At 63.5% G+C, this 23302-nt stretch carries 18 protein-coding genes; 13 read left to right on the forward strand and 5 right to left on the reverse strand.

Annotation, left to right across the window (positions count from 1 at the left end; all coding sequences use genetic code 11):
* Positions 1 to 60: 60 nt before the first annotated feature.
* A complete protein-coding gene (locus ACSQ3N_RS14050) occupies positions 61 to 1215 on the reverse strand; it encodes a saccharopine dehydrogenase NADP-binding domain-containing protein (protein WP_436146607.1) in 1155 nt (384 codons plus the stop codon).
* A 178-nt stretch (positions 1216 to 1393) separates the two neighbouring features.
* On the opposite strand from ACSQ3N_RS14050, the gene ACSQ3N_RS14055 reads away from it, so the two are divergent.
* A complete protein-coding gene (locus ACSQ3N_RS14055) occupies positions 1394 to 1840 on the forward strand; it encodes an Lrp/AsnC family transcriptional regulator (RefSeq protein WP_436146608.1) in 447 nt (148 codons plus the stop codon).
* A gap of 131 nt (positions 1841 to 1971) precedes the next feature.
* Here the strand turns inward: ACSQ3N_RS14055 and ACSQ3N_RS14060 are convergent, their stop codons facing one another.
* On the reverse strand, positions 1972 to 2559 hold the full coding sequence (locus ACSQ3N_RS14060; protein ID WP_436146609.1) for a lysophospholipid acyltransferase family protein: 588 nt from the start codon (positions 2557 to 2559) through the stop codon (positions 1972 to 1974).
* A 374-nt stretch (positions 2560 to 2933) separates the two neighbouring features.
* Here ACSQ3N_RS14060 and dusA point away from each other — a divergent pair, with 374 nt between their 5' ends.
* The 5 genes from dusA to rsxB all read left to right on the forward strand — a co-directional run bounded on the left by dusA (position 2934) and on the right by rsxB (position 8556).
* Positions 2934 to 3971 (forward strand): tRNA dihydrouridine(20/20a) synthase DusA, encoded by a 1038-nt coding sequence (gene dusA, locus ACSQ3N_RS14065; RefSeq protein ID WP_436146610.1) that lies wholly within the window; start codon positions 2934 to 2936, stop codon positions 3969 to 3971.
* 69 nt (positions 3972 to 4040) lie between these two features.
* Positions 4041 to 4541, forward strand: a complete 501-nt coding sequence (locus ACSQ3N_RS14070; protein WP_235507319.1) for a GNAT family N-acetyltransferase — start codon at positions 4041 to 4043, stop codon at positions 4539 to 4541.
* Positions 4542 to 4732: 191 nt separating this feature from the next.
* Positions 4733 to 5833, forward strand: a complete 1101-nt coding sequence (locus ACSQ3N_RS14075) for a GTP pyrophosphokinase (protein WP_056165861.1) — start codon at positions 4733 to 4735, stop codon at positions 5831 to 5833.
* Positions 5834 to 6040: 207 nt separating this feature from the next.
* Entirely contained in the window at positions 6041 to 7810 is a 1770-nt protein-coding gene (locus ACSQ3N_RS14080) for a polyhydroxyalkanoate depolymerase (protein ID WP_436146611.1), read from the forward strand.
* Positions 7810 to 8556 carry an electron transport complex subunit RsxB gene (gene rsxB, locus ACSQ3N_RS14085; protein WP_436147958.1) on the forward strand — a complete coding sequence of 249 codons (747 nt, stop codon included), beginning with the start codon at positions 7810 to 7812 and terminating at the stop codon, positions 8554 to 8556. Before ACSQ3N_RS14080 ends, rsxB begins: the two co-directional genes overlap by 1 nt.
* 96 nt (positions 8557 to 8652) lie before the next feature.
* Here rsxB and ACSQ3N_RS14090 read toward each other — a convergent pair whose 3' ends face one another.
* The gene (locus ACSQ3N_RS14090; protein ID WP_436146612.1) at positions 8653 to 10143 is read right to left on the reverse strand and encodes a methyl-accepting chemotaxis protein; all 1491 of its coding nucleotides are present in this window, start codon (positions 10141 to 10143) and stop codon (positions 8653 to 8655) included.
* Between the two features lie 152 nt (positions 10144 to 10295).
* On the opposite strand from ACSQ3N_RS14090, the gene dapC reads away from it, so the two are divergent.
* The 7 genes from dapC to ACSQ3N_RS14125 all read left to right on the forward strand — a co-directional run bounded on the left by dapC (position 10296) and on the right by ACSQ3N_RS14125 (position 20457).
* On the forward strand, positions 10296 to 11501 hold the full coding sequence (dapC, locus tag ACSQ3N_RS14095; RefSeq protein ID WP_436146613.1) for a succinyldiaminopimelate transaminase: 1206 nt from the start codon (positions 10296 to 10298) through the stop codon (positions 11499 to 11501).
* Between the two features lie 75 nt (positions 11502 to 11576).
* Positions 11577 to 12410, forward strand: coding sequence for a 2,3,4,5-tetrahydropyridine-2,6-dicarboxylate N-succinyltransferase (gene dapD / locus ACSQ3N_RS14100; RefSeq protein WP_056165851.1), 834 nt, complete (start codon positions 11577 to 11579; stop codon positions 12408 to 12410).
* An 87-nt stretch (positions 12411 to 12497) separates the two neighbouring features.
* Positions 12498 to 13661 (forward strand): PilT/PilU family type 4a pilus ATPase, encoded by a 1164-nt coding sequence (locus tag ACSQ3N_RS14105; protein ID WP_056165847.1) that lies wholly within the window; start codon positions 12498 to 12500, stop codon positions 13659 to 13661.
* A 21-nt stretch (positions 13662 to 13682) separates the two neighbouring features.
* On the forward strand, positions 13683 to 14864 hold the full coding sequence (dapE, locus tag ACSQ3N_RS14110; RefSeq protein ID WP_056165845.1) for a succinyl-diaminopimelate desuccinylase: 1182 nt from the start codon (positions 13683 to 13685) through the stop codon (positions 14862 to 14864).
* Positions 14861 to 15730: a 50S ribosomal protein L3 N(5)-glutamine methyltransferase gene (gene prmB, locus ACSQ3N_RS14115; protein WP_056165842.1), complete on the forward strand. Its 870-nt coding sequence runs from the start codon at positions 14861 to 14863 to the stop codon at positions 15728 to 15730. Before dapE ends, prmB begins: the two co-directional genes overlap by 4 nt.
* Positions 15731 to 15883: 153 nt before the next feature.
* Positions 15884 to 18409, forward strand: coding sequence for a DUF7657 domain-containing protein (locus ACSQ3N_RS14120; protein ID WP_156372014.1), 2526 nt, complete (start codon positions 15884 to 15886; stop codon positions 18407 to 18409).
* Positions 18406 to 20457: an ABC-F family ATP-binding cassette domain-containing protein gene (locus ACSQ3N_RS14125; RefSeq protein WP_436146614.1), complete on the forward strand. Its 2052-nt coding sequence runs from the start codon at positions 18406 to 18408 to the stop codon at positions 20455 to 20457. Before ACSQ3N_RS14120 ends, ACSQ3N_RS14125 begins: the two co-directional genes overlap by 4 nt.
* 532 nt (positions 20458 to 20989) lie before the next feature.
* On the opposite strand, the gene phbB is transcribed toward ACSQ3N_RS14125, so the two are convergent.
* Positions 20990 to 21727: an acetoacetyl-CoA reductase gene (phbB, locus tag ACSQ3N_RS14130; protein ID WP_056165834.1), complete on the reverse strand. Its 738-nt coding sequence runs from the start codon at positions 21725 to 21727 to the stop codon at positions 20990 to 20992.
* A gap of 297 nt (positions 21728 to 22024) precedes the next feature.
* Positions 22025 to 23203 carry an acetyl-CoA C-acetyltransferase gene (locus ACSQ3N_RS14135; protein ID WP_056165832.1) on the reverse strand — a complete coding sequence of 393 codons (1179 nt, stop codon included), beginning with the start codon at positions 23201 to 23203 and terminating at the stop codon, positions 22025 to 22027.
* Between the last annotated feature and the right edge of the window lie 99 nt (positions 23204 to 23302).

Consider the following 23302-nt stretch of genomic DNA (forward strand, 5'->3'; position numbering starts at 1 on the left):
AATTTCAAAAATACGAAAATATACCGAACTCTCAATTAAATCAATAGGTTATTCAACCATTTATTCAACAGAAACTGCCGAAGGAAGTGCGAACAACCCGTCATTGGCATACGCCACCCCAAACCGGTTCGCCAAGAAGTCCCCCAGCCGCACCGCCTCTTGCCCCACAAACCCGTGCTGCGGCAACTGTCCCAGTGCCACCAGGTCCAGCGCCGTGCAGATACCCGCCGCGGTGGTGAGCTGGATGGCGCTGAGCCTGTGCCCGGCCACCTCGGTGCCCACGATGCGGGCCGAATACGAGTCCTGCACCAGCCGCCCGCCGCGCATGCCCGCCGCCGTGGCAAAGATGACGATCACGTCTTGGTCGGTGGTGGGCACCGCCGTCTCCAGAATGTCTTTCAGCAGGTCTCGCCGCTCGCGCAGGCGCAGGTCGTTGAGCAGCAGCTTCAGGATGGCGCAGTGGCCGGGGTAGCGGATGGATTGGTAGTCCACCTGCCGCGCCCTGCCCGCCAGGGTTTCGGTCAGCGTACCCAGGCCCCCTGAGGTGTTGAAGGCCTCGTATTCAACGCCATCCAGCGCAAAAGTCTCCAGCCCTTCCAGCGCCGGGACGGTGGTGCGTACACCGTCCACAATGGCTTCGCAGGGGTTGCAGTACTCGTTGATCAAGCCTTCGGTGCTCCAGGTCAGGTTGTAGCGCAGGGCGCCCTGCGGATAGCGCGGCAGCGCCCCAACGCGCATGCGCAAGGTGTGCATGGTGTCGAACCGGCGGGCCAGATCGTTGCCCACGATGCCGATGAACCCCGGCGCCAGGCCACACTGGGGCATGAGCACGCTGCCTGCGCCAGCAGCCGCCAGCGAGCGGATGTCCTGCGTGCTCTGCACGTCCTCGGTCAGGTCGAAGTAGTGCACCCCGGCCTTCACACACAAAGTAGCCACTGGTACGGCACGGTGGAAAGGCAGTGCGTTCAGCACCGCGAATCGGCCTGCAATGGCGGCCTCCAGACTGGCGTCATCGGAAATCGACCGCGTAGCGACACCGAGGGCGGCCACCTCGGCCAGGCGTACGGGGTCCCGGTCGGCAACCTCGATGTCGTAGTCCCCAGACTGCTGCAGCAGCAATGCCATGGCGAAGCCGATGTGACCGGCGCCCAGTATGGTCACGGCAAGGCGCCCTGCTGACGGTTGGCCCTGTGATTGGAAGGATGTGGATTGCATGGCGTACTCCTGGTGGCATTGCCCCGGCCTGCATGTGGGGCCATCAAGGGGATAGTGCATTGATGCTAGGCGGGAGCACTGTCGATGTGTAGTACCTAAAACGTCGAAAACCCTTTAGTCTTAGGTCGTATCGGCGATTCCTATCGCCTCAATGACTTATTGATAGACGAAGGCCTGCATGACCCCCTTGGACGACACCGACCGCCAGTTGCTCAGCCTGCTGCAAGCCAATGCCCGCGAAGGCACTGCCAACCTCGCGCGCAAACTAGGATTGGCGCGCACCACCGTGGTGGCGCGCATTGCCCGCCTGGAGAGATCTGGCGTGGTGGCTGGCTATGGCGTGCGCCTGGGGCCGCAGCTGGAGGCCTTGGCCGTTCGGGCGTGGTGCTCCCTGAGCGTCTTGCCCAGGACTGCCCCGGCCGTGCTGCGCGCCCTGCAGGCCATGCCCGAGGTGGAAGAAGTCTCGGCCGTGAGCGGGCCGTTCGACTACCTGGTGTTTCTTCGCTGCACCAGCCACGAGCAGCTCGACACGTTGCTCGACCGCCTGGGCCAGCTCGACGGGGTGCACCAGACGCAGACCAGCATCGTGCTCAGCCGCAAGATCGACCGTCGGAGCGTGGGGTGACCGATCCACGTCACGCACCCCGGGGCAGATCCGATTGCTATCAATAAAATAGCTATCAGCGCTTTGCTAGCAAGCGGCAGAGGCCATTTTTACCCTTATGCAGGCCAGGCGAATCAAGCAGACCGCGCAGATCACGCATCGAACTGCGTCGGGTTCTTGCCCTGGATGGGCGCGTAAAACGCCTTGATGCTCGCCATATCGCGCTCCACATCGCCCGTGGGTTCGAACACCGGCCCCAGACCGCCTACCTTGCGGCCGTAATCCACAAACGCCAGCACGATGGGCACGCCGGCCTGCTGGGCGATGTAGTAAAAACCCGTCTTCCAATGGCCCGTCTTGCCGCGCGTGCCCTCGGGCGGCACGATGAGCTGCATGGGGCCGTCGGCATCCCGCATGGCCTGGGCCGAGCTGGCCACCAGGTTGTTCGCCTGATTCCGATTCACCGGAATGCCGCCCAGCCAGCGCATCACGCCACCAAACGGCGCCCTGAACAGGCTCTGCTTGCCCATCCAGTACACCCGCAGGCGCAGCGAAAAAGCCAGCATCAGCGTGTACGGCAGGTCCCAGTTGCTGGTGTGCGGCGCGGCGATCAGCACGCTTTTGGCAGCATGGGCGGGCAAGGCGCCCTCCACCCGCCAACCCGTCAGGCGCAAGGTGGCGCGCGACAGGGCGCGCAGCAGGGTGTTGGCAACCGGCGTGTCAAAAATCGTGTGGTGCATGGGGAATACAGCGGCAAGCAGGGCCGCAGGACGCGGCGGCACGACCGGTCCTGCAGACATCACAGGTCGTACATCAGAAGAAAAGCGCCGCGAGTATCGCCGATGCCGCCTTGGCCCTGCCTTGCGGCTGGACAAGGGCTGGAGTCATTCTGGCGGTGTATACGCCAAGCACTACTGTTTTGATAGCTATTGGCGCTTGCCTAGCAAGCGGTAGCACCGAATTTTTCTCATATTCACAGGCTGGCGCGGCCGGCAAGCGGGTGGGATAATCGGGCCGTCCTTACCCCTGCAGCCTTGCGCGCGCCCTGCCGGTGTGCGCCGCTACAGCCCTCTCTTTTGTCTTGCTTCTATCTCCCTTGCCTTTTGTGACTGCCGTGGAATCCCCTGCTTTGAGCCCCTGGCGCATGTCCGTCGCGCCCATGATGGATTGGACTGACCGCCACTGCCGGTACTTCCACCGCCTGCTGACGCGCCAGACCCTGCTGTACACCGAGATGGTCAACGCTGGCGCCATCATCCACGGCGGTACCGAGCGCCACCTGCGCTTCAACACCGAAGAGCACCCGGTGGCCCTGCAGTTGGGCGGCAACGAGCCCGACAAACTGGCCCACGCCGCGCGGCTGGGCGAGGAATGGGGCTACGACGAGATCAACCTGAACTGCGGCTGCCCCAGCGACCGGGTGCAGCGCGGCGCCTTTGGCGCCAGCCTGATGAAGGCGCCACAGCTGGTGGCCGACTGCGTGAAGGCCATGAAGGACGTCGTGGATGTGCCGGTGACGGTCAAGCACCGCATAGGCATCGACAAGGCAGAAGACTACGGCTTCGTGCGCGACTTCATCGGCACCGTGGCCGAGGCGGGCTGCACCGTGTTCATCGTGCACGCACGCAACGCTTGGTTGCAGGGCCTGAGCCCGAAGGAAAACCGCGACATTCCGCCCCTGCGCTACGAGGTGGTGCACCAGCTCAAGGCCGAGTTTCCGCAGTTCACCATCGCCATCAACGGCGGCATCCAGACCGACGATGTGGTGCTGCAGCAGCTGGAGCACCTGGACGGCGTGATGATCGGCCGCGAGGCGTACCACAACCCCTGGTGGATGGCGCGCTGGGACCAGCTCTACTACGGCAGTCAGGGTGGTACGCCCTGCCCCCTGACCCGCGAAGAGGTGGAGCTGGCCATGGTTGAGTACATGGAGCGCGAGGCCGCCCTGTACGGCACCCCCTGGCCCCACATCGCCCGCCACATGCTGGGCCTGCGCCACAGCCTGCCCGGCGCCCGCATCTGGCGCCAGGTGTGGAGCAACCACCTGCTCAAGGACCGCCCTGCGCGAGAGGTGCATGCGTTGGCCATGGCGTCCTATGTCAACACCGCGCCGGACGCTGCTGCAGAACCAGTGGCTCAGGCCGTAGCCTGACGCGGCGTTTTGGCGGGATGCAAGGTGCTGGAATCCGGGCTTTCCGTAACACCAGGCGCGCAGCCCGCCGTGTTTGTGCGCCCGCCCATGGTGGCCGATGCGCCCCGCTTCATCGCGCTGGCCTGCCAAAGCCGTGCGCTGCACGCGCCCTGGACCACCGCACCGTGCGATGCAAAGGCGTTCTCGGACTTCCTGGCAATAATGGACTCGCGCAGCAACCACAGCTTTCTGGTGTGCCTGCGCTCCGCTGACGGCGCCGAAGAGATGGCCGGCGTGATCAACATCACCCAGATCGTGATGTCAGCGTTTTGCAGTGGTTATCTCGGGTACTACGCGTTCGCGGGCCATGAGCGGCAAGGGCGCATGCGCGCAGGCTTGCAGCAAGTGCTGCTGCACGCGTTTGAGGTCTTGAAGCTGCACCGCCTGGAGGCCAACATCCAGCCCGGCAACCTGCGCTCCATCGCACTGGTACGGTCCTGCGGGTTCGTGCAGGAGGGGTTTTCGCCGCGCTACCTGAAAATCGACGGACACTGGCGGGACCATGAGCGCTGGGCTGTTCTGGCGGACTGAGTGCTGTGGCGGGCCGTGACAGTGTCGGCCGGCGCGCCATGATGGGCCATCGTCCGGCACGGCGCCTTTGCATTTGCGAACACACTTGGTGAAGCGATCAACAAGGACGCTGGCAGCTATGCTCTGTGGGCGGGGAACCTGTGCCTGCGATTGCACTCTTCCCCATTCAACAACAACATCCGAGACACGGCATGCCATCGCTTGATTTCGATCTGGAGGAATCCAACTTCCGCGCGTTCTATGCGCAACAGTCCGCCGCGCTGGAGGATGCTTGTGCGGCGCTGACAGCGCTGGTGGCGGCCACCGTCACTCAGGCGGGCGGGGTGGACATCACCAAGGTCGAGGGCCGGGTGAAGGATGCCGACGAGTGCATCCGCAAGTTCATTCGCAAATACCGCCCGGCGCTGGAAGAAAGCAACACCCCGTACGACATCCAGAGCTACATCACCGACCTGATCGGCGTGCGCGTGGTGTGCCTGTACGAGGACGAGTTGGAGAAGATCGCCCAGATCATGCGTGCGCACTTCGCGGTGATCGACGTGACCGACAAGGTCAGCGCGGTGGAGAGCACCGAGGCGTCGTTCGGCTACAAGGGCCTGCACCTGGATTTGCGCCTTTCTGCCGCGGAGCGCTCATTGCCGGAGCATGCTGCCTATGCGCATCTGCCCTTCGAGCTGCAGGTGCGCACCATCATCCAAGACTCCTGGAGCGTGCTGGACCACCGCATCAAGTACAAAAAATCGATCCCGGGCCAGCTCAAGCGGCGCATCAATGTGCTGTCGGCCCTGTTCGAGCTGGCCGACCGCGAGTTTCGCCAGATTCGCGACGCCACCGCCGCCGAACTGCTGCAGGCGCCGGACGAAACCGCAGAGCCCCTGCCCGACGCTGAAGCAGACGGCGACGTGGACGGCGCGCGCGCACCTGCCAAGGTGGCTGCGGGGAGCAGCGAACTCAACGCCTTCACCTTCTTGAAGATCGCGACCCATTTTTTCAAGGAATTCGAGTTCGAACCGTCCAAAGTCGATAGCTTTGTGGACGACATCCAGGTGTGGTCGCCCAGCATGACGCGCGCACGCTTCAATGCGTTGATGCGGGAGACCGTGGGGGTGGTCAAGCGCTACAAGCAGCATTTTGAAGAGCACAACCCTAAAGCGAGCTTTAACCCGTACACGGTGATCCGGCACTGCTTGTACCTGAGTAACAAAACAGCATTTCGTCCGGCATTGCGCAACTCGGCAAGGGAATCTTTTGAATCTTGGCTACAGGAGCATGGCGAGCCGAAAGCACACTGAACAGAGTAAAACTGCGTGCAGCGAAGAACCACAAAGCGCCAACAGCTATAACTACGATAGCAACCAGATGATTGAAGGTGCAGGATCAGCACCCTTGAAAGCCCACACCAGCCCTGTCGCATAGGTGACTTGAAACTGGTGGTTATCCTCCATGCGCTTGTTACCAAGTGCTGCTATATTGCACTGCAACATAACGGAGTTTCGCCCATGCTGTACCACATCTACGAGACACAGCGCTCTCTGATGGAGCCCTTCACTGATTTCGCTCAAGCAGCTGCCAAGCTCTACAGCAATCCCCTGTCGCCCTTCAGCCAGAGCCCCGTCGCGCAGCGCATGTCCGCGGGCTACGACCTGCTGTACCGCCTGGGCAAGGACTACGAAAAGCCATCGTTCGACATTCCTTCGGTGGATGTGGATGGCGTCGGCGTGGCGGTGCATGAACGCATCGAGGTGGACAAGCCGTTTTGCGAGTTGCGCCGCTTCAAGCGCTTCTCGGACGACCCCGCGACCCTGGTCAAGCTCAAGGCCCAGCCTGTGGTGCTGATCGTGGCGCCCCTGTCGGGCCACTACGCCACGCTGCTGCGCGATACCGTGCGCACCATGCTCAAGGACCACAAGGTCTACATCACCGACTGGAAGAACGCCCGCCTGGTGCCCCTGGCCGACGGTGAGTTCCACCTGGACGACTATGTGAACTACGTGCAGGACTTCATCCGCCACCTGCAAGGCATCTACGGCAACTGCCACGTGATCAGCGTCTGCCAGCCCACGGTGCCGGTGCTGGCCGCCGTGTCCCTGATGGCCAGCCGGGGCGAGACCACGCCGCTGACCATGACCATGATGGGCGGCCCCATCGACGCGCGCAAGTCGCCCACGGCGGTGAACAATCTGGCCACGAACCGCAGCTACGAATGGTTCGAGAACAACGTGATCTACCGCGTGCCGGACAACTTCCCCGGCGCCGGCCGCCGCGTGTACCCCGGCTTCCTGCAGTACACCGGCTTCGTGGCAATGAACCCCGACCGGCATGCCACCAGCCACTACGACTACTTCAAGGACTTGATCAAGGGCGACGACGCGAGCGCGGAAGCCCACCGCAAGTTCTACGACGAATACAACGCCGTGCTGGACATGGACGCGGACTACTATCTGGAAACCATCGAGACGGTGTTCCAGGAATACAAGCTGGTCCACGGCACGTGGGATGTGCGCTCGCCCGACGGCAAGATCGAGCGCGTGCGCCCGGAAGACATCAAGACCACGGCGCTGTTCACGGTCGAGGGTGAGCTCGATGACATCTCGGGCTCCGGCCAGACCGAAGCCGCGCACGGCCTGTGCAGCGGCATCGTGCACAAGGAGCGCCACCTGGAAGCCAAGGGCGCCGGCCACTACGGTATTTTCAGCGGCCGCCGCTGGCGCGAAGTGGTGTACCCGCAGGTGCGCACCTTCATCCACGAGTACGAAAAGCCCCAGAAGAAAGCTGTCGCGCGCGTGATCGAGACGCCGGACGACAACCCGCCCCGCCACGCCACGCCGGCCCCGAAGACGATTGCTGCTGCCAAGCCTGCAGCACCCAAAGCGGCGGAGTCCAAGGCCGCGGCCAAAGCCACAGTGAAAACAACGGCCAAGGCGACAGTAAAAACTGCAGCGAAAGCAGCAGCCAAGCCGGCAGCCAAACAACTTGCGGCCAAACCAGCAGCCAAGGCCGCGCCCAAGCCAGCGGCCAAAGCCGTCGCTGCTAAGGTTGCCAAAGTTACCAAGGTTGCCGGCACGGCGACAGCTGCACCGGAGACATCGTCAGCGCCCGCTGTCGCGACCCGGTGGGTGACACCGCCAGCAGCCGGTCGTACCAAGGCGACCGGTGCCGCCAGCCCCGCAGCAGCGGCACCCACTGCCGATACGCCCGCACTGGCCAAGGCCTCTGTCACAGCCGCTCCCACGCCGCGCACCCGCCCCCGTGCGGCGCGCAAGGCTTGATCGCCGCACTGACGACCACACCCCCGCCGCCCGCCGCCGTTGCCGCGCTCGCGGCGCGGATCGACGCTGCCCTGCCGCAGACGCAGTGCACGCGCTGCGGCTACCCGGACTGCGCCTCGTACGCGCAAGCCATCGCAGCAGGCGCGGCCGCCATCAACCAATGCCCACCGGGTGGCGCCGAAGGCATTGCCCGGCTGGCGGCAATCACGGGCCAGGCCATTGCGCCCCTGAGTGCCGAGCACGGCCAGGAGGCGCCGCGCGCCGTGGCGTTCATCGACGAGGCCTGGTGCATAGGCTGCACCCTGTGCATCAAGGCCTGCCCTACCGATGCGATCGTCGGGTCCAACAAGGTGATGCACACGGTGATCGAGCCGTATTGCACCGGGTGCGAGTTGTGCATTCCGGTCTGCCCGGTGGACTGCATCCAGCTGGAGAACGTGACCGGCACCGCCACGGGCTGGGCGGCCTGGTCCCAGCCTTTGGCACGGCAGGCCCAGCAGCGCTACGCGGCACACCGGGAGCGGTTGCCGCTGGAGGCTGTGACGGATGACGAGGAATCTGGTGGTGCCATGACGGCGGGACCATCTTTCGGTCATGCCTCTGGCACGGGCGCTGGCACAGGTGCTGGCCCTGAAGACTCTGCACCAGCACCGGGTGACGCGGGCAAAGCCCAGGCCGCGCGCCAAGCCGCCATTGCTGCTGCCATGGAGCGCGCCCGCCAGCGCCGCGCTCAGGGACCGGGCTAGCAGCCAAGCGCAAGGCCGAGAGCCCAAGAGCCCAAAATCCAGCATCCGCTGCACCGACAGGCGGCCGTCGAAGCGCGGGCCCCTTAGCCGAAAGGCTCAGCGCGCTGCCAGCGTCTTGTACACACCGCAGCCCAGGTACAGGTCGCCCACGCGGCTCACGTACGACATCTTGGTCTGCACCGCGCCTGAGGCCGGGTTGACGATGTCGTACTCCACCCAGCCTGGCGCCTGGTCGGCCTGCGCGACGATGTCGCTCACCAGTTGGTCGCCTGCAATGCCCGGAATGTCCTGCACCCGCGTGCCCACCTTGGCCGGGTTGCCGCCAAAGGCACGGTATGTGCCCCCGGTGTCCAGAGCAAACACGTACATGTCGCGGTCATGGTAGGGCTGGCCCTTGTCGGTGATGCTGCGCAGAAACTGGTCGTGCGAGGTGCTCTTGTGTAAGGCCACCGCCCTCTTCACCAACGCCACGGCCTCTTCCGCCGTGCCTTGCTGCAGACGGAAGGCAGACACCGCGCGCGACAGCGTGGAGGCGCGGCTTTGCAACGCCTCGGCCTGCTGCACCGCATGGCCCACCATCTGGGCGTTGTGCTGGGTGATCTGGTCCAGCTGCTGCACGGCGGCGCTGACTTCGCGCAGGCCGGTGCTCTGCTCGGTGCTGGAGCCTGATATCTCGCTCATGCTGGCCGCCACGCTGCGGATCCCGCTGGCCATGTCGGCAATACCCTCGCCGGCAGACCGGATGAGGCCCGCGCTGGTTTCCACCTGGCTCACCGATGCCCCGATCAACTCGCGGATCTCGCGGGCGGCGTCGCCCGAGCGCTTGGCCAGGGTGCGCACCTCGGCCGCCACCACCGCAAAGCCCCGGCCCTGCTCGCCCGCGCGTGCGGCTTCGACCGCGGCGTTCAGGGCCAGGATGTTGGTCTGGAACGCAATGCTGTCGATGACGCCGATGATCTCGGTCATGCGGCGCGCGCCCTGCTGGATCGCCTCCACCGAGTGCACGGCTCGGTCCATCGCCTGCGCGCCCTGGTCGGCAGCCTGGCGCACCTGGGCGGCGCGCGCGTCGGCGCTCTGGGCTGTCTGGGCGTTGTTCTGCACGGCGGACGACAGCTGCTCCACGCTGGCCGCGGTCTGCTCCAGGTTGGCGGCCTGCTGCTCGGTGCGGTCGGCCAGCGACCGGTTGCCCTCGGCCAGGCTTTGCCCTGCATGGGCCACCAGCGCCGCGTTGCTGCGGATGTCGGCCACCATCGACGACAGCGTGATCACCATGCGGTCGAGCGACTGCGCCATCTCGGCGGCCTCGTCGCGGCCAATGCTGGTGCCAGAGCGTGCGCACAGGTCGCCGCCGCGCGTGCGCTCGATGGCCTCGGCCAGCGTCGCCAGGTCTGCCGACAGGCTGGCGTAGAGCGTCAGCAGTGCATACAGCACCACCACCACGGCCAGTGCCAGCAGCCACCATGCGGCGGCAGTGGCAGCCAAGGCCAGTGCTACGGCCACCAGCACACCCAGCGTCAACAGCTTGCCGGGCAGGCGCCACCTGCGCATCCACCAAAGGCCCGGGCGCAACGGCAGGAATCCTGGCATCGTGTCTCCTCTTGTAGTTCTAGCAAATGGCCGGAATCCTAGGGGGACGCACTTACGGTGAATTGACACAGCGCGGCGCCCACGGGTTTGCACTGATGCCGCGCCCCGGCGCTCGGAAGCCGGGCCCCACCCATCGCCCATAATGGCGCCCCATGAACCCCCTGCTTTCCCACCTCCAGCCTTACCCGTTCGAGCGGCTGCGGCAGCTCTTTGCCGGGGTGACGCTTCCCACCCACTACAGCCCGATCAGCCTGGGCATGGGGGAGCCGCGCCATCCTACACCGCAGTTCATCAAGGACGCACTCAGTACCAACCTCAGTGGCCTGGCCAGTTACCCCGCGACAGCAGGAGACCTGAAGCTGCGCGAAGCCTTCACCGGCTGGCTGGAGCAGCGCTACGCGCTCAAGCTCGACCCTGCCACCCAGGTGCTGCCGGTCAACGGCTCGCGCGAGGCGCTGTTCGCGTTTGCGCAGACGGTCATCGACCCATCCAAAGGCCAGCCGCTGGTGGTCTGCCCCAATCCGTTCTATCAAATCTACGAAGGCGCAGCCTTGCTGGCGGGCGCCCAGCCGTACTACGCAGCGAGCGACCCGGCGCGCAATTTCGCGGTCAACTGGGATACCGTGCCCGAGGCGGTGTGGCAGCAAACGCAACTGCTGTTTGTGTGCTCGCCCGGCAACCCCACCGGCGCGGTGATGCCACTCAATGAATGGCAAAAACTGTTTGAACTGAGCGACCGCTACGGGTTCATCATCGCCTCGGACGAGTGCTACAGCGAAATCTACTTCCGCGACGAGCCTCCGCTCGGTGGCCTGCAGGCCGCAGAGCGGCTGGGCCGGCGCGATTTCAAGAACCTGATCTCATTCACAAGCCTGTCCAAGCGCAGCAACGTGCCGGGCATGCGCAGCGGCTTCGTGGCGGGCGACGCTGCCCTGATCAAGGCCTTCTTGCTGTACCGCACCTACCACGGCAGTGCCATGAGTCCCATCGTGCAGGCGGCCAGCATCGCGGCCTGGGGTGACGAGCAGCACGTGGTGGAAAACCGCGCGCGCTACCGCAAGAAGTTCGCCCAGGTCACCCCGCTGCTGGCCGGCGTGATGGATGTGGCGCTGCCCGACGCAGGTTTCTACCTGTGGGCCAAGGTGCCCGACGCGCTGGGCATGACGGACGCCGAGTTCGCGCGGGCCCTTTTGGCTCAATACAATGTCACGGTGCTGCCCGGCAGCTACCTGGCCCGCGAGGCCCAGGGCAGCAACCCCGGCGCCCAGCGCGTGCGCATGGCCCTGGTGGCCGAAACCGAAGAATGCGTGGAAGCCGCGCTGCGCATCGTGCAATTCATCCAATCCCGTACTGCCTGATCCAATCTCCGATCCACAGACGACCGACTTACCGACAGATCAAATAGACCAATAGATCAATAGACCGACGACACCATGACACAACAACTGCAAACCCTCATCGACAACGCCTGGGACAACCGTGCCAGCCTCTCGCCTGCCGCCGCCCCCAAGGAAATCCAGGACGCTGTCGAGCACGTGATCGCCGAGCTGAACAACGGCACGCTGCGCGTCGCCACCCGCGAAGGCGTGGGCCAGTGGACCGTGCACCAGTGGATCAAGAAGGCCGTGCTGCTGTCGTTCCGCCTGAAGGACAACGAGCTCGTGAAGGCCGGCGACCTGGGCTTCTACGACAAGGTGCAAACCAAGTTCGCCCACCTGACTGCCGATGAAATGAAGGCCACCGGCGTGCGCGTGGTGCCGCCTGCCGTGGCCCGCCGCGGCAGCTTCATCGCCAAGGGCGCGATCCTGATGCCGTCGTACGTGAACATCGGCGCCTACGTGGGCGAAGGCACCATGGTCGACACCTGGGCCACCGTGGGCTCGTGCGCGCAGATCGGTGCCAACGTCCACCTGTCGGGCGGCGTGGGCATCGGCGGCGTGCTGGAGCCCCTGCAGGCCGGCCCCACCATCATTGAAGACAACTGCTTCATCGGCGCGCGCTCTGAAGTCGTCGAAGGCGTGGTGGTCGAAGAGCACTCGGTGCTGGGCATGGGCGTGTACCTGGGCCAGAGCACCCCCATCTTCAACCGCGCCACGGGCGAGATCAGCTACGGCCGCGTGCCCACCGGCTCGGTGGTGGTGAGCGGCAACCTGCCCAAGACCGCCGCCAATGGCACGCCGTACAGCATGTACGCCGCCATCATCGTCAAGCAGGTGGATGCGCAAACCCGCTCCAAGACCAGCATCAACGACCTGCTGCGCGACTGACCGGGCAGCGAGTTATTGACCGCAGCACCCGCCGTGCGGCACGATCAGCGCCACAGACGATAAAGACGACAACCCGAGGGACACACCATGAGCACGATGGAACGGATTCTCCGCCTGATGGCCGAGAAAAAGGCGTCCGACGTCTACCTGTCGGCCAACGCGCCGGCGCTGATCAAGATCAACGGCGAGTGCGTGCCGATCAACAACCAGATCCTGCCCGCCGACGCGCCGCGCAACTTGCTGTCCGAAGTGGTCCCCCCGGACCGCATCGAAGAGCTGGAAGAAACCGGCGAGCTCAACATGGGCGTGCCGCTCAGCGGTGTGGGCCGGTTCCGCGTCAGCGCCATGCGCCAGCGCGGCAGCTACGCGGTGGTGATCCGCTTCATCTCGCAGCACATCCCTGAATTCGACTCGCTGGGCCTGCCGCCCGTGCTGCGCGACCTGATCATGGAAAAGCGCGGCCTGGTGCTGGTGGTGGGTGCCACGGGCTCGGGCAAGAGCACGACACTGGCGTCGATGATCGACACCCGCAACGAAGCGCTCACCGGCCACATCCTCACCATCGAGGACCCGGTCGAATACCAGTTCAAAAACAAGAAATCCATCGTCAACCAGCGCGAGATCGGCAGCGACACGCAGTCCCTGCAGACCGCGCTGAAGAACGCGCTGCGCCAGGCGCCTGACGTGATCCTGATCGGCGAAATCCGCGACCGCGAGACCATGTCGGCCGCTATTGCGTACGCGCAATCAGGCCACTTATGCCTGGCCACCCTGCACGGCAACAACAGCTACCACGCGCTCAACCGCATCCTGTCGTTCTACCCCGTCGAAGTGCGCCCCACGATGCTGGGCGACCTGGCGTCGGCGCTCAAGGCCATCGTCTCGCAGCGCCTGGTGCGCAAGACCGACGGCGGCCGCGTGCCGGCGGTGGAGGTCATGCTCAACTCCAAGCTCGTCTCCGAGTTGGTGGAAAAGGGTGATTTCTCGGGCGTGAAGGAAGCCATGGAAAAGTCCATGGCCGAAGGCTCGCAGACCTTTGAAGAAGCCTTGGCCCAGCTCATCATGGACGCCAAGATCGACCGCAAGGAAGGCATTGCCTACGCAGACTCGCCCACCAACCTGATGTGGCGCCTGCAAAACGACTTTTCGCTGGCCGCCAACGCCGCCAAAGCCCAGAAAGAAGCGCGTGACGCGCCGGACGACCAGCCCTCTTTCACCGAGATCGTGCTGGACGTCAAACCCACCGCTTGAACGACACCACTCCCGCCCCCGATGTCCCGCACACTGCACCTCGCTGAACAGCTCATTGCCCTGCCCTCCATCACCCCCGAAGACGCCGGGTGCCTTGAACTGCTCGCGACCCGCCTGGCACCCCTGGGGTTCGTGTGCGAACGCATCGACAGCGGCCCGGCAGATTTCCGCGTCAGCAATTTGTGGGCAAAAAGGCCTGTACCGCTGGATGGACGTGCGCAAGCAGCTATCAAAACCATAGTATTCGCTGGCCACACGGACGTGGTACCCACCGGGCCGCTGGCCCAGTGGAGCAGCGACCCGTTCGTGCCCACGCACCGGGACGGCAAGCTCTATGGCCGCGGCGCCAGCGACATGAAGACCTCGATTGCGGCCTTTGTGGTCGCGGTCGAGGAGTTTCTGGCCACCACGCCAGAGCCGCAGATCCAGCTGGCGTTTCTCCTGACCAGCGACGAAGAAGGTCCGTCGGTGGACGGCACCAAGGTAGTGATCGAGCAGCTCACCGCGCGCGGCGAAGCGCTGCACTACTGCATCGTGGGCGAACCCACCTCGGTCGAGCGCATGGGCGACATGATCAAGAACGGCCGCCGCGGCACCTTGAGCGGCAAACTCACCGTGCGCGGCATCCAGGGCCACATCGCGTACCCACAGCTGGCGCGCAACCCCATCCACCAGGCGCTGCCGGCATTGGCAGAGTTGGCCGCGACCGAATGGGACCAGGGCAATGCGTTCTTCCCGCCCACCAGTTGGCAGATCAGCAACATGCACGGCGGCACCGGTGCCACCAACGTGATTCCGGGCGACGTGGTGATCGACTTCAACTTCCGCTTCTCCACCGAGTCCACGGCCGAAGGCCTCAAGCAGCGCGTACATGCCCTGCTGGACCGCCACGGCCTGGAGTACGACCTGCGCTGGACCCTGGGCGGCCAGCCCTTCCTCACCACGCCGGGCGAACTGGTCAGCGCGGTGCAGCAGGCCATCACCGCCGAAACCGGCCTGACCACCGAGCTGTCCACCACCGGCGGCACCAGCGACGGCCGATTCATTGCGCAGGTGTGCCCCCAGGTGATCGAGATGGGGCCGCCCAACGCCACCATTCACAAGATCGACGAACACATCGTCGTGGCCGACATCGAGCCGCTCAAGAACATCTACCGCCGCACGCTGGAAAATCTGGATGCAGCGGTGAGGTCCGCAGCATGACGACCGTGCAAGAGCTCATCGACTCCGTCGCCGCACGCCTGGATGCAGCGGGGGTTGCCTTCGGTCACGGCACCACCAACGCCTTCGACGAGGCCGCCTGGCTGGTGCTCTGGCAGCTGGGCCTGCCCATCGATGACCTCGACAGCGTCGAAAACATGCCTATCACCGGGGAGCAGCGCGCCGAAGTGGAGTCACTGCTCAGCGACCGCATCGCCACACGCAAGCCTGCCGCCTACCTCACGCAAGAGGCTTGGCTGCAAGGCATACCCTTCTATGTGGACGAACGCGCCATCGTGCCGCGCAGCTTCATTGCCGAGCTGCTGGTCGATGGCAGCGTGGACGAATTCTTGAGCGAGAACACCCGCAGGGTGCTCGACTTGTGCACCGGCAACGGCAGCCTGGCCGTGCTGGCCGCTATGGCGTGGCCCGAAGTGGTGGTGACGGGTGCGGACATCTCGTCCGATGCCCTGGCCGTCGCGCGCATCAATGTCGACAAGCATGGCCTGCAAGACCGCATCACCCTGCAGCTGTCGGACGGCCTGGCCGCCCTGCCCGGCCCATGGGACCTGATTCTTTGCAACCCACCATATGTGAACGCAGCCAGCATGGCCGCACTGCCCGCGGAATACCGCGCAGAACCCGAACTGGCGCTGGCGGGCGGCACTGACGGCATGGACTTCATACGCCAGCTGTTTGCCGCAGCACCCGCCTGCATGAGCGAAGACGCTGTGATCGTTCTGGAGATCGGCAATGAGCGCGCGAACTTCGAAGCGGCGTTTCCCACGTTGCCCGCATACTGGATTGACACCAGTGCGGGCGAAGATCAAGTACTGCTGATTCAAAGAACCAGCCTCTTGCAGCTCTGATCCGTGGCCCACAGCACTTGGCCCGTGTTATCCACGGTAGCTGGCCCTGGCCAGACGTCGCCGGGCGTCGTGCTTGCTTGTACCGCAGTCACTTGCGCGCGTCAGTGGCTCTGTGGACTGATCCGGTCAGTGGGCACGCCATGGGCGATCGCCATGTTTGCCCTCCTTGCACTCGTTGTACTGCCCGCGCTGCAGGCACAGGAGCTGCCGCGCGGCGCCAGATTGTCGGAGCCTGTCGCTCGCGGATCCGTGGACTCCGTGATCTATGACCGCGACCAACGGAAAGTTCAGATTCAGGGCTGGAGCTTCAATGCATCAAATGCTGAGCCACCCTCCTCCTTCGTCGTACGCATCGACGGGCGCGAGGTTTCGATCATCGCCAAGCATCAGGTTGCGCGCGATGACGTCAACGCCAGTTTTCCGGGCGTGTCGCCCGCAATGGCTGGGTTCGTTCTCGACGTACAAACACCGAGGGATCTGAGCTGGGGGCAACATCCAGTCTCCGTCACCGCCAAGTGGAGCCATATCGAGCAAGACCTGGCCCCGGCGTCGGATCAAGCACGAGCATTTTCAACACTTGCCATTCCCGCTCGGCATTGGTGGCTCGCTGCATTGCTGACAGCATTTTTGGTCGTGCTGTTTGTGTGCAGCCGCATTTCGAGAGCGTCCGTTTTGGTGCGGCAACTCGATGCGGCACTTGCAAAGAATACCCGCCTGATTGCACTGCTGATCTTGGGAGCCTTCGCGATGCTGGTGGCGTCGGGATGGACTGGCGTGTCTTTGCAATTGCTGGTTGGCGATCCCGACAAGGCTGGATCGCATGCCTTTTTGGCACCTGAAAGCGGTATGCGGGCTGTAGCGCTGTCCCCACGTGCCATCCGGTCGGATGAGTGGCTGGTGATCACTCCCAGCGCTCTGGCCCAGGCGCACCATCAGCCCCCTTTCCCGATGATCAATCACCATCTGGGTAACGATGGCCAAAACATGATGATCATCGGGATGACTGGGGTGCCGGTACTTCATGTATCTGCTCTTGCACGGCCGGCTACCTGGGGCTTCTTCGTGCTACCGCTCCCCAACGCGCTGGCTTGGTATTGGTTTTTCCCCTTGTTTGCCTGTTTGCTGGCGTTGTGGGGGTTTCTGAACCAACTGGCCCCTACACGTTCATCCAGAAATTTGGTGCTGTCCCTTCTGTTCTGCTTGGCACCATATGCGACGGGATGGTCCTACTGGCCCTTGTACACAGTTTTTTTCGCTGTGGGCGCACTGTGGGCCATCATGTCGATGGTGCAGGCCGTCCAAGCAATGCGCATTTGGCTGCTGTCAGTGCTATTGGGTTTGTTCGCCGCGGGATTTGCATTGGTTCTGTATCCGCCTTGGCAAATTCCACTGGCTCTGCTGTGCTGCCTCTTGCTGCTCGCCTGGTGCGCAGACCAGCGACCAAAACCCCAGCGAATCTTTCTACCAGCACTTTTGCTGTCGGTAGCCATCGCTGCTGCACTGCTCGGGGTGTGGTGGTTCGATGCCAGAGATGCCATAGCCATCATGCAAGGCACGGTCTATCCGGGCGGGCGGGCAGCTCTGCAAGGTGGTGAGTTCCCTCTGTATTGGCTGACGCGCGGATACTCCAATCTGGACACACTGACGCATCTAGGGGCAAGCGAAACCAATGCGAGCGAGTTTGGAGCCTACTTTCTTCTACCCATTCCTTTGGCGCTCCTAGCTTGGCGACTGATTACGGGCCCCACAGGTCAACACCGATGGATGGCTTGCGCGTGGAGCGTGTTCACCGCCTGGACTTTGGTTTTTATCGTTTTTGGCGTACCGCTCTGGCTATCCAAAGCGTTGCTCTGGCATATCGTGCCATCCCATAGAGTAGATCTGGCGTTGGCACTGGGCTGCACGGTATTGCTCGCACTGGTACCCAGTGGGACACCTGCCCGCAACCATCAATACCGGTCAATCCACCTCTCGTCGCTGGCGACCGCCGCAGGCAGTGCATGCCTGATCACGGTCGCATTGCTGGCGCTGCCTGACGTTCTGTATCCCTCGCTCAGTCCAGTGTTCTTGACAACGATGGCCGTTGCAGGCTTTTTGATAGCTTACTGGCTATCTCTGGGCCAAATGTGGGCCGCCTTGTCGCTCCACCTGCTGCTGTACCTGATTGCAGCCGTAAGCTTCAATCCGATCGCTCGAGGCCCGGGTCAAATACAATTGCATCCAGCGGTACGTCCTTTCTTGCAGATTTCGGAGCCAGGAACCTCCGCTTCATGGAAGCGTGTGTTAACGGTCGGCATAGATAACGGCATGCGCGCCGCCATGTCGCTGGCTTCAGCGGGTGTCCCGGTGGTGAACGGTGTTTTCTACTATCCGCAGTTTTCACTGTGGGCAGAAATGCACCTCCCGCAAGCAGATATCCCTGTCGTCAATCGTTACCAGCATCTTTTTTTCGCTCCTGGGGAGGTCGAGCCTCCGAGCACATACCGCGTAAGTACCCGTTCACAGCTTTCGGACACGGTGTTCGTGACCATTGATGCAGCGCGCTTTGATTTCAAAGCGACCGGCGCTCAAGTGGTACTCACCAAAGAAGCTGATGCCGATCAATTTTTGAACAACCCTCAACTGCGGGTGCTCGGGAGGCACGCTGGTTGGGCGTGGTTTTCAGTACATCCTCAATGATTACCCTTAAAAACGTTACCCTGCGACGCGGCGCCAAAGTCGTGCTCGACAGTGTGTCTGCCACCATCAACCCCGGTGAAAACGTCGGTTTGGTGGGCCGCAACGGCGCGGGCAAATCCAGTCTGTTTGCGCTGCTCAGCGGCAAACTGCATGAAGACGGCGGCGACTTCCACATCCCCACCAGCTGGCGGATGGCCGAGGTGGCGCAGAACATGCCCGAGACCGATCAGTCGGCGACGGATTTTGTGCTGGAGGGCGACACCCGCCTGGCCGAGGTGCAGCAGCAGTTGCTTGACGCCGAGGCCAGTGACGATGGCATGGCCATCGCCCATGCGTATTCGGACCTGCACGATGCCGGCGCACACGACGCGGTTGCGCGAGCGCAGGCTTTGATTCTGGGCCTGGGTTTCCGCGTCAGCGAGCTCGAGAACCCGGTCGACAGCTTCTCGGGCGGCTGGCGCATGCGCCTGCAGCTGGCGCGCGCGCTGATGTGTCCGAGCGACCTGCTGCTGCTCGACGAGCCCACCAACCACTTGGACTTGGACGCCCTGGTCTGGCTGGAAGCCTGGCTCAAACGCTACGCCGGCACCATGATCGTGATCAGCCATGACCGGGAGTTCCTGGACGCCATCACCAATGTCACCCTGCAGATCCAGACAGGCCAGTTGAACCGCTACGGCGGCAACTACAGCAAGTTCGAAGAGTTGCGCGCGCAGCAGCTCGAGTTGCAACAAGCCAGCTTCTCCAAGCAGCAGGAGAAGATGGCCCACTTGCAGAAGTTCATCGACCGCTTCAAGGCCAAGGCCAGCAAGGCCAAGCAGGCGCAAAGCCGCGTCAAGCAGCTGGACCGCATGGAGAAGATTGCGCCCGTGCTGGCTGAGGCCGACTTCACCTTCGAATTCAAGGAACCGGCGAACCTGCCCAACCCGATGCTGGCCATCAGCGACGCCTCGTTCGGCTATGTGGACGAGGACGGCGTCCCGACCACCATTTTGTCGAACGTCAACCGATCGGTGCTGGCGGGCCAGCGCATCGGCATTCTAGGCGCCAACGGCCAGGGCAAGTCGACCCTGGTCAAGACCATCGCCCGCACCATGAAGGCGCTGGGCGGCAGCGTGACCGAAGGCAAGGGACTGAACATCGGCTACTTTGCGCAGCAAGAGCTTGATGTGTTACGCCCCGCGGAGAACCCGCTGGAGCACATGATTCGCCTGGCCAAGGAGCTGGGCCCGGATATCAAGCAACCGAGCCGCGAGCAAGACCTGCGCAGCTACCTGGGCACGTTCAACTTCACGGGCGACATGGTCAAGCAGGCCGTGGGCACGATGAGCGGCGGCGAAAAGGCCCGCCTGGTGCTGGCGATGATCGTCTGGCAGCGTCCCAACCTGCTGCTGCTGGACGAGCCTACCAACCACCTAGACCTGGCAACCCGTGAAGCCCTGGCGATGGCGCTCAACGACTTCGACGGCACCGTCATGCTGGTCAGCCATGACCGCGCGCTGCTGCGCTCGGTCTGCGAAGACTTCTGGATGGTGGGCCGTGGCGTCGTGGGACCGTTTGACGGGGACCTGGATGCCTACCAGCGCTATCTGCTCGACGAATCCCGGCGCCTGCGCGAGGAAGCACGCCAGGCCGATCAGGCGCAGACGTCAACAGCCCGTGCCGACGCCGCGCCAGTGGCTGCAGCGCCATCGGCTGCGCCCCCCCCAGTTTCTCCTGCGACAACCCCCAATGCGGCCCCTGCGGCCGCTCAACCCCCTGCCCGGGACGGTCGGGAGCAGCGCAAGCTCGATGCGCAGGCTCGCCTACAGCAATCTGAAAAAACCAAACCGCTCAAGAAGGAATTGGAAGCCATCGACAAGCGCCTGGCGGCACTGTCGGCTGAACGGGCGGACCTAGAGCGAAAGCTGACGGAGGCGCTGCCGCCATCCGACATTGCCGACTGCGGCAAACGCCTGAAAGCGGGACACGACGAGACAGCGCAACTGGAAGAACGGTGGCTCGAAATTTCTTCGTCGATCGAAGAAATTCAGACGGCCTCGGCCTGACCAAGATGTAAAACCATGTAAATTTAGCATGGTATTTTGATACTGTAGCGCTTGTCCACCAATGACAAGCAGCTACAAATTCAATAGCAAATTGGAATGTAAAGAACAGGGGCGGAGCGGTTGCATTTTTTTGCGAAAGGCTGTCAACGCAACCCGACAGGCCCGCGTTGTTGGTACATCACAGGAGTTTTTCAGATGAATACCACCGCAATCTTGTCCGCCTGGCCCGAAGACGAACGCGACCGCAAACGCGCTCCCGCTCGCTTCTGAGACCGCCTCGGCCCTGTTCAAAATCCAAATCCTCGGATTTGAAATCATGAAAGCCCCGACCTTTGTTCGCAGACCGTGCTTTTGCAGCGGTGCGCCAGAAGGCCGGGCTTCGTCCAGGAGGCATCTTCGGTTGCAAGCGACCCCATAGCTTGCCCTCATGAATGTTCTCCCCAACAAAAAACCCCGCACTGCGGGGTTTTTGCTTTTGGCGGCACGCATTGCCGTTGCATGGTGCCCCCCGCGGAAGGGGGGCAGTGGGCCATCAGCCCATGTGCAAACCGCCGTTGACGGAGAAGTCAGCACCGGTGGCGTAGCCGCCCTCTTCCGAGGCCAGCCAGGCAATGATCGAAGCGATTTCGCTGGGTTCGCCCAGGCGCTTGACGGGCACGGTGGCGACAATCTTCTCCAGCACATCAGGACGGATGGCCTTGACCATGTCGGTGCCGATGTATCCAGGGCTCACTGTGTTCACGGTCACACCCTTGGTGGCGAGCTCCTGGGCCAATGCCATCGAGAAACCATGCATACCGGCCTTGGCCGCCGAGTAGTTAGTCTGACCGGCCTGCCCTTTTTCGCCGTTGACGGAACTGATGTTGATGATGCGGCCCCAGCCTTTTTCCACCATGTCTGCCACCACTTGTTTGGTGACGTTGAACATGCTGTTGAGGTTGGTTTCGATGACTGCGTCCCAGTCTTCGCGCGACATCTTGAGGAACATGCGGTCGCGGGTGATGCCGGCGTTGTTCACCAGCACGTCGATGGTGCCGTGCTCGGCCTTGGTCTTGCCGAAGGCTTCCACCGTGGAATCCCAATCCCCCACATTGCCCACGGACGCGTAGAAGCTGTAGCCCTGGGCCTTTTGTTCAGCCAGCCATTTGGCATGGTCACGGGTCGGGCCGCAGCCCGCGATGACCTTGAAGCCCTCTTTGTGCAGGCGCTGGCAGATGGCGGTGCCGATGCCGCCCATGCCGCCGGTGACGTATGCAACTTTCTGGCTCATGTGATTTCTCCTTGTTGATTGTGTGATGCGCTCACCGCCACTCTAACCAAGAATTCAGGCACTGCCGTGAAGGAAAACACTGAAGCCCCTTTCGTTTTCGACATATTGGTATGCCTGCAGCAAGCGCTATCCACGTCTCCTGCCGTTCGTCACTGTTTTGGTGCGTGTCTGCGCTTCAAGCGCCGGCGACAACCGGAAACAAAAAAGCCGCGCCAAAGCGCGGCTTTTTCATGACTGTCCTAGCGACAACGGGATCGCAGAGGCTCCTGCGCGATCCCGGTCCCCAGTCGATGCCGATCAGCGTTCGAGGGCCAAGGACACGCCCATGCCACCGCCAATGCACAGTGCGGCGATGCCTTTCTTCGCGTTACGGCGCTGCATTTCATGCAGCAGCGTGACCAGGATGCGGCAGCCAGATGCGCCGATGGGGTGGCCGATGGCAATGGCGCCGCCGTTCACATTGACCTTGGACGGATCGATCCCCAGCTCTTTGTTCACCGCGCAGGCTTGCGCAGCGAAGGCTTCGTTCAGCTCGAACAGGTCCACGTCGGCGGCGTTCCAGCCGGCGCGCTCCAGCGCCCTGCGCGTGGCCGACACGGGGCCCATGCCCATGGTGGCGGGGTCGAGGCCCGTGGTGCCAAAGGACGCGATGCGGGCCAGGGGTTTGAGGCCGAGGGCCGCCGCCTTTTTGGCACTCATCACCACCACGGCGGCCGCGCCGTCGTTCAGGCCCGAGGCATTGCCAGCGGTGACGCTGCCCGCCTTGTCGAAGGCGGGGCGCAGGCCGGCCAGGGCTTCTGCGTTGGTCTTGCGGTTCAGGTATTCGTCGGCGTTGAAGAGGATGGGGTCACCCTTCTTTTGCGCCAGGCTCACGCCCACGATCTCATCGGCAAACTTGCCGGCATCCTGCGCAGCAGCGGCCTTTTGCTGGCTGCCCAGCGCGAGGGCATCCTGCATGTCGCGGGTGATGCCGTATTGCTTGGCCACGTTCTCGGCGGTGATGCCCATGTGGTACTGGTTGTAGACGTCCCACAGGCCGTCCACGATCATGGTGTCGACGAGCTTCCAGTCGCCCATGCGCTGGCCGTCGCGCGAGCCGGGCAGCACGTGGGGGGCCAGGCTCATGCTTTCCTGTCCGCCCGCCACCACGATCTCGCTGTCGCCCCAGGCCACGGCCTGGGCGGCCAGCATCACAGCCTTGAGGCCCGAGCCGCACACGGCGTTGATGGTGAGGGCCGGAGTTTCCTTGGCCACACCGGCCTTGATGGAGGCCTGGCGGGCGGGGTTTTGCCCCACGCCGGCGGTCAGCACCTGGCCCATGATGACTTCGCCGATCTGGTCGGACGACAGGCCCGCGCGTGCGATGGCTTCGCGGATCACGATGGCGCCCAGTTCGGTCGCCGGGGTCTTGGCCAATGCGCCACCAAACTTGCCCACAGCAGTGCGGGTGGCCGAAACGATGACGATGTCTTCCATGGAATGTCCTTCTTTGTGGTTGGGTCGGTGCAGGCCCGCTGGCGAGCTTGTCTGGTTTGCGTGAATGGCGGTCTCGCCGGGTAATTCTCTCAGGCCTTC

It is taken from the genome of Acidovorax sp. LjRoot194 (genome assembly GCF_964253015.1).
GTDB lineage: Bacteria > Pseudomonadota > Gammaproteobacteria > Burkholderiales > Burkholderiaceae_C > Acidovorax.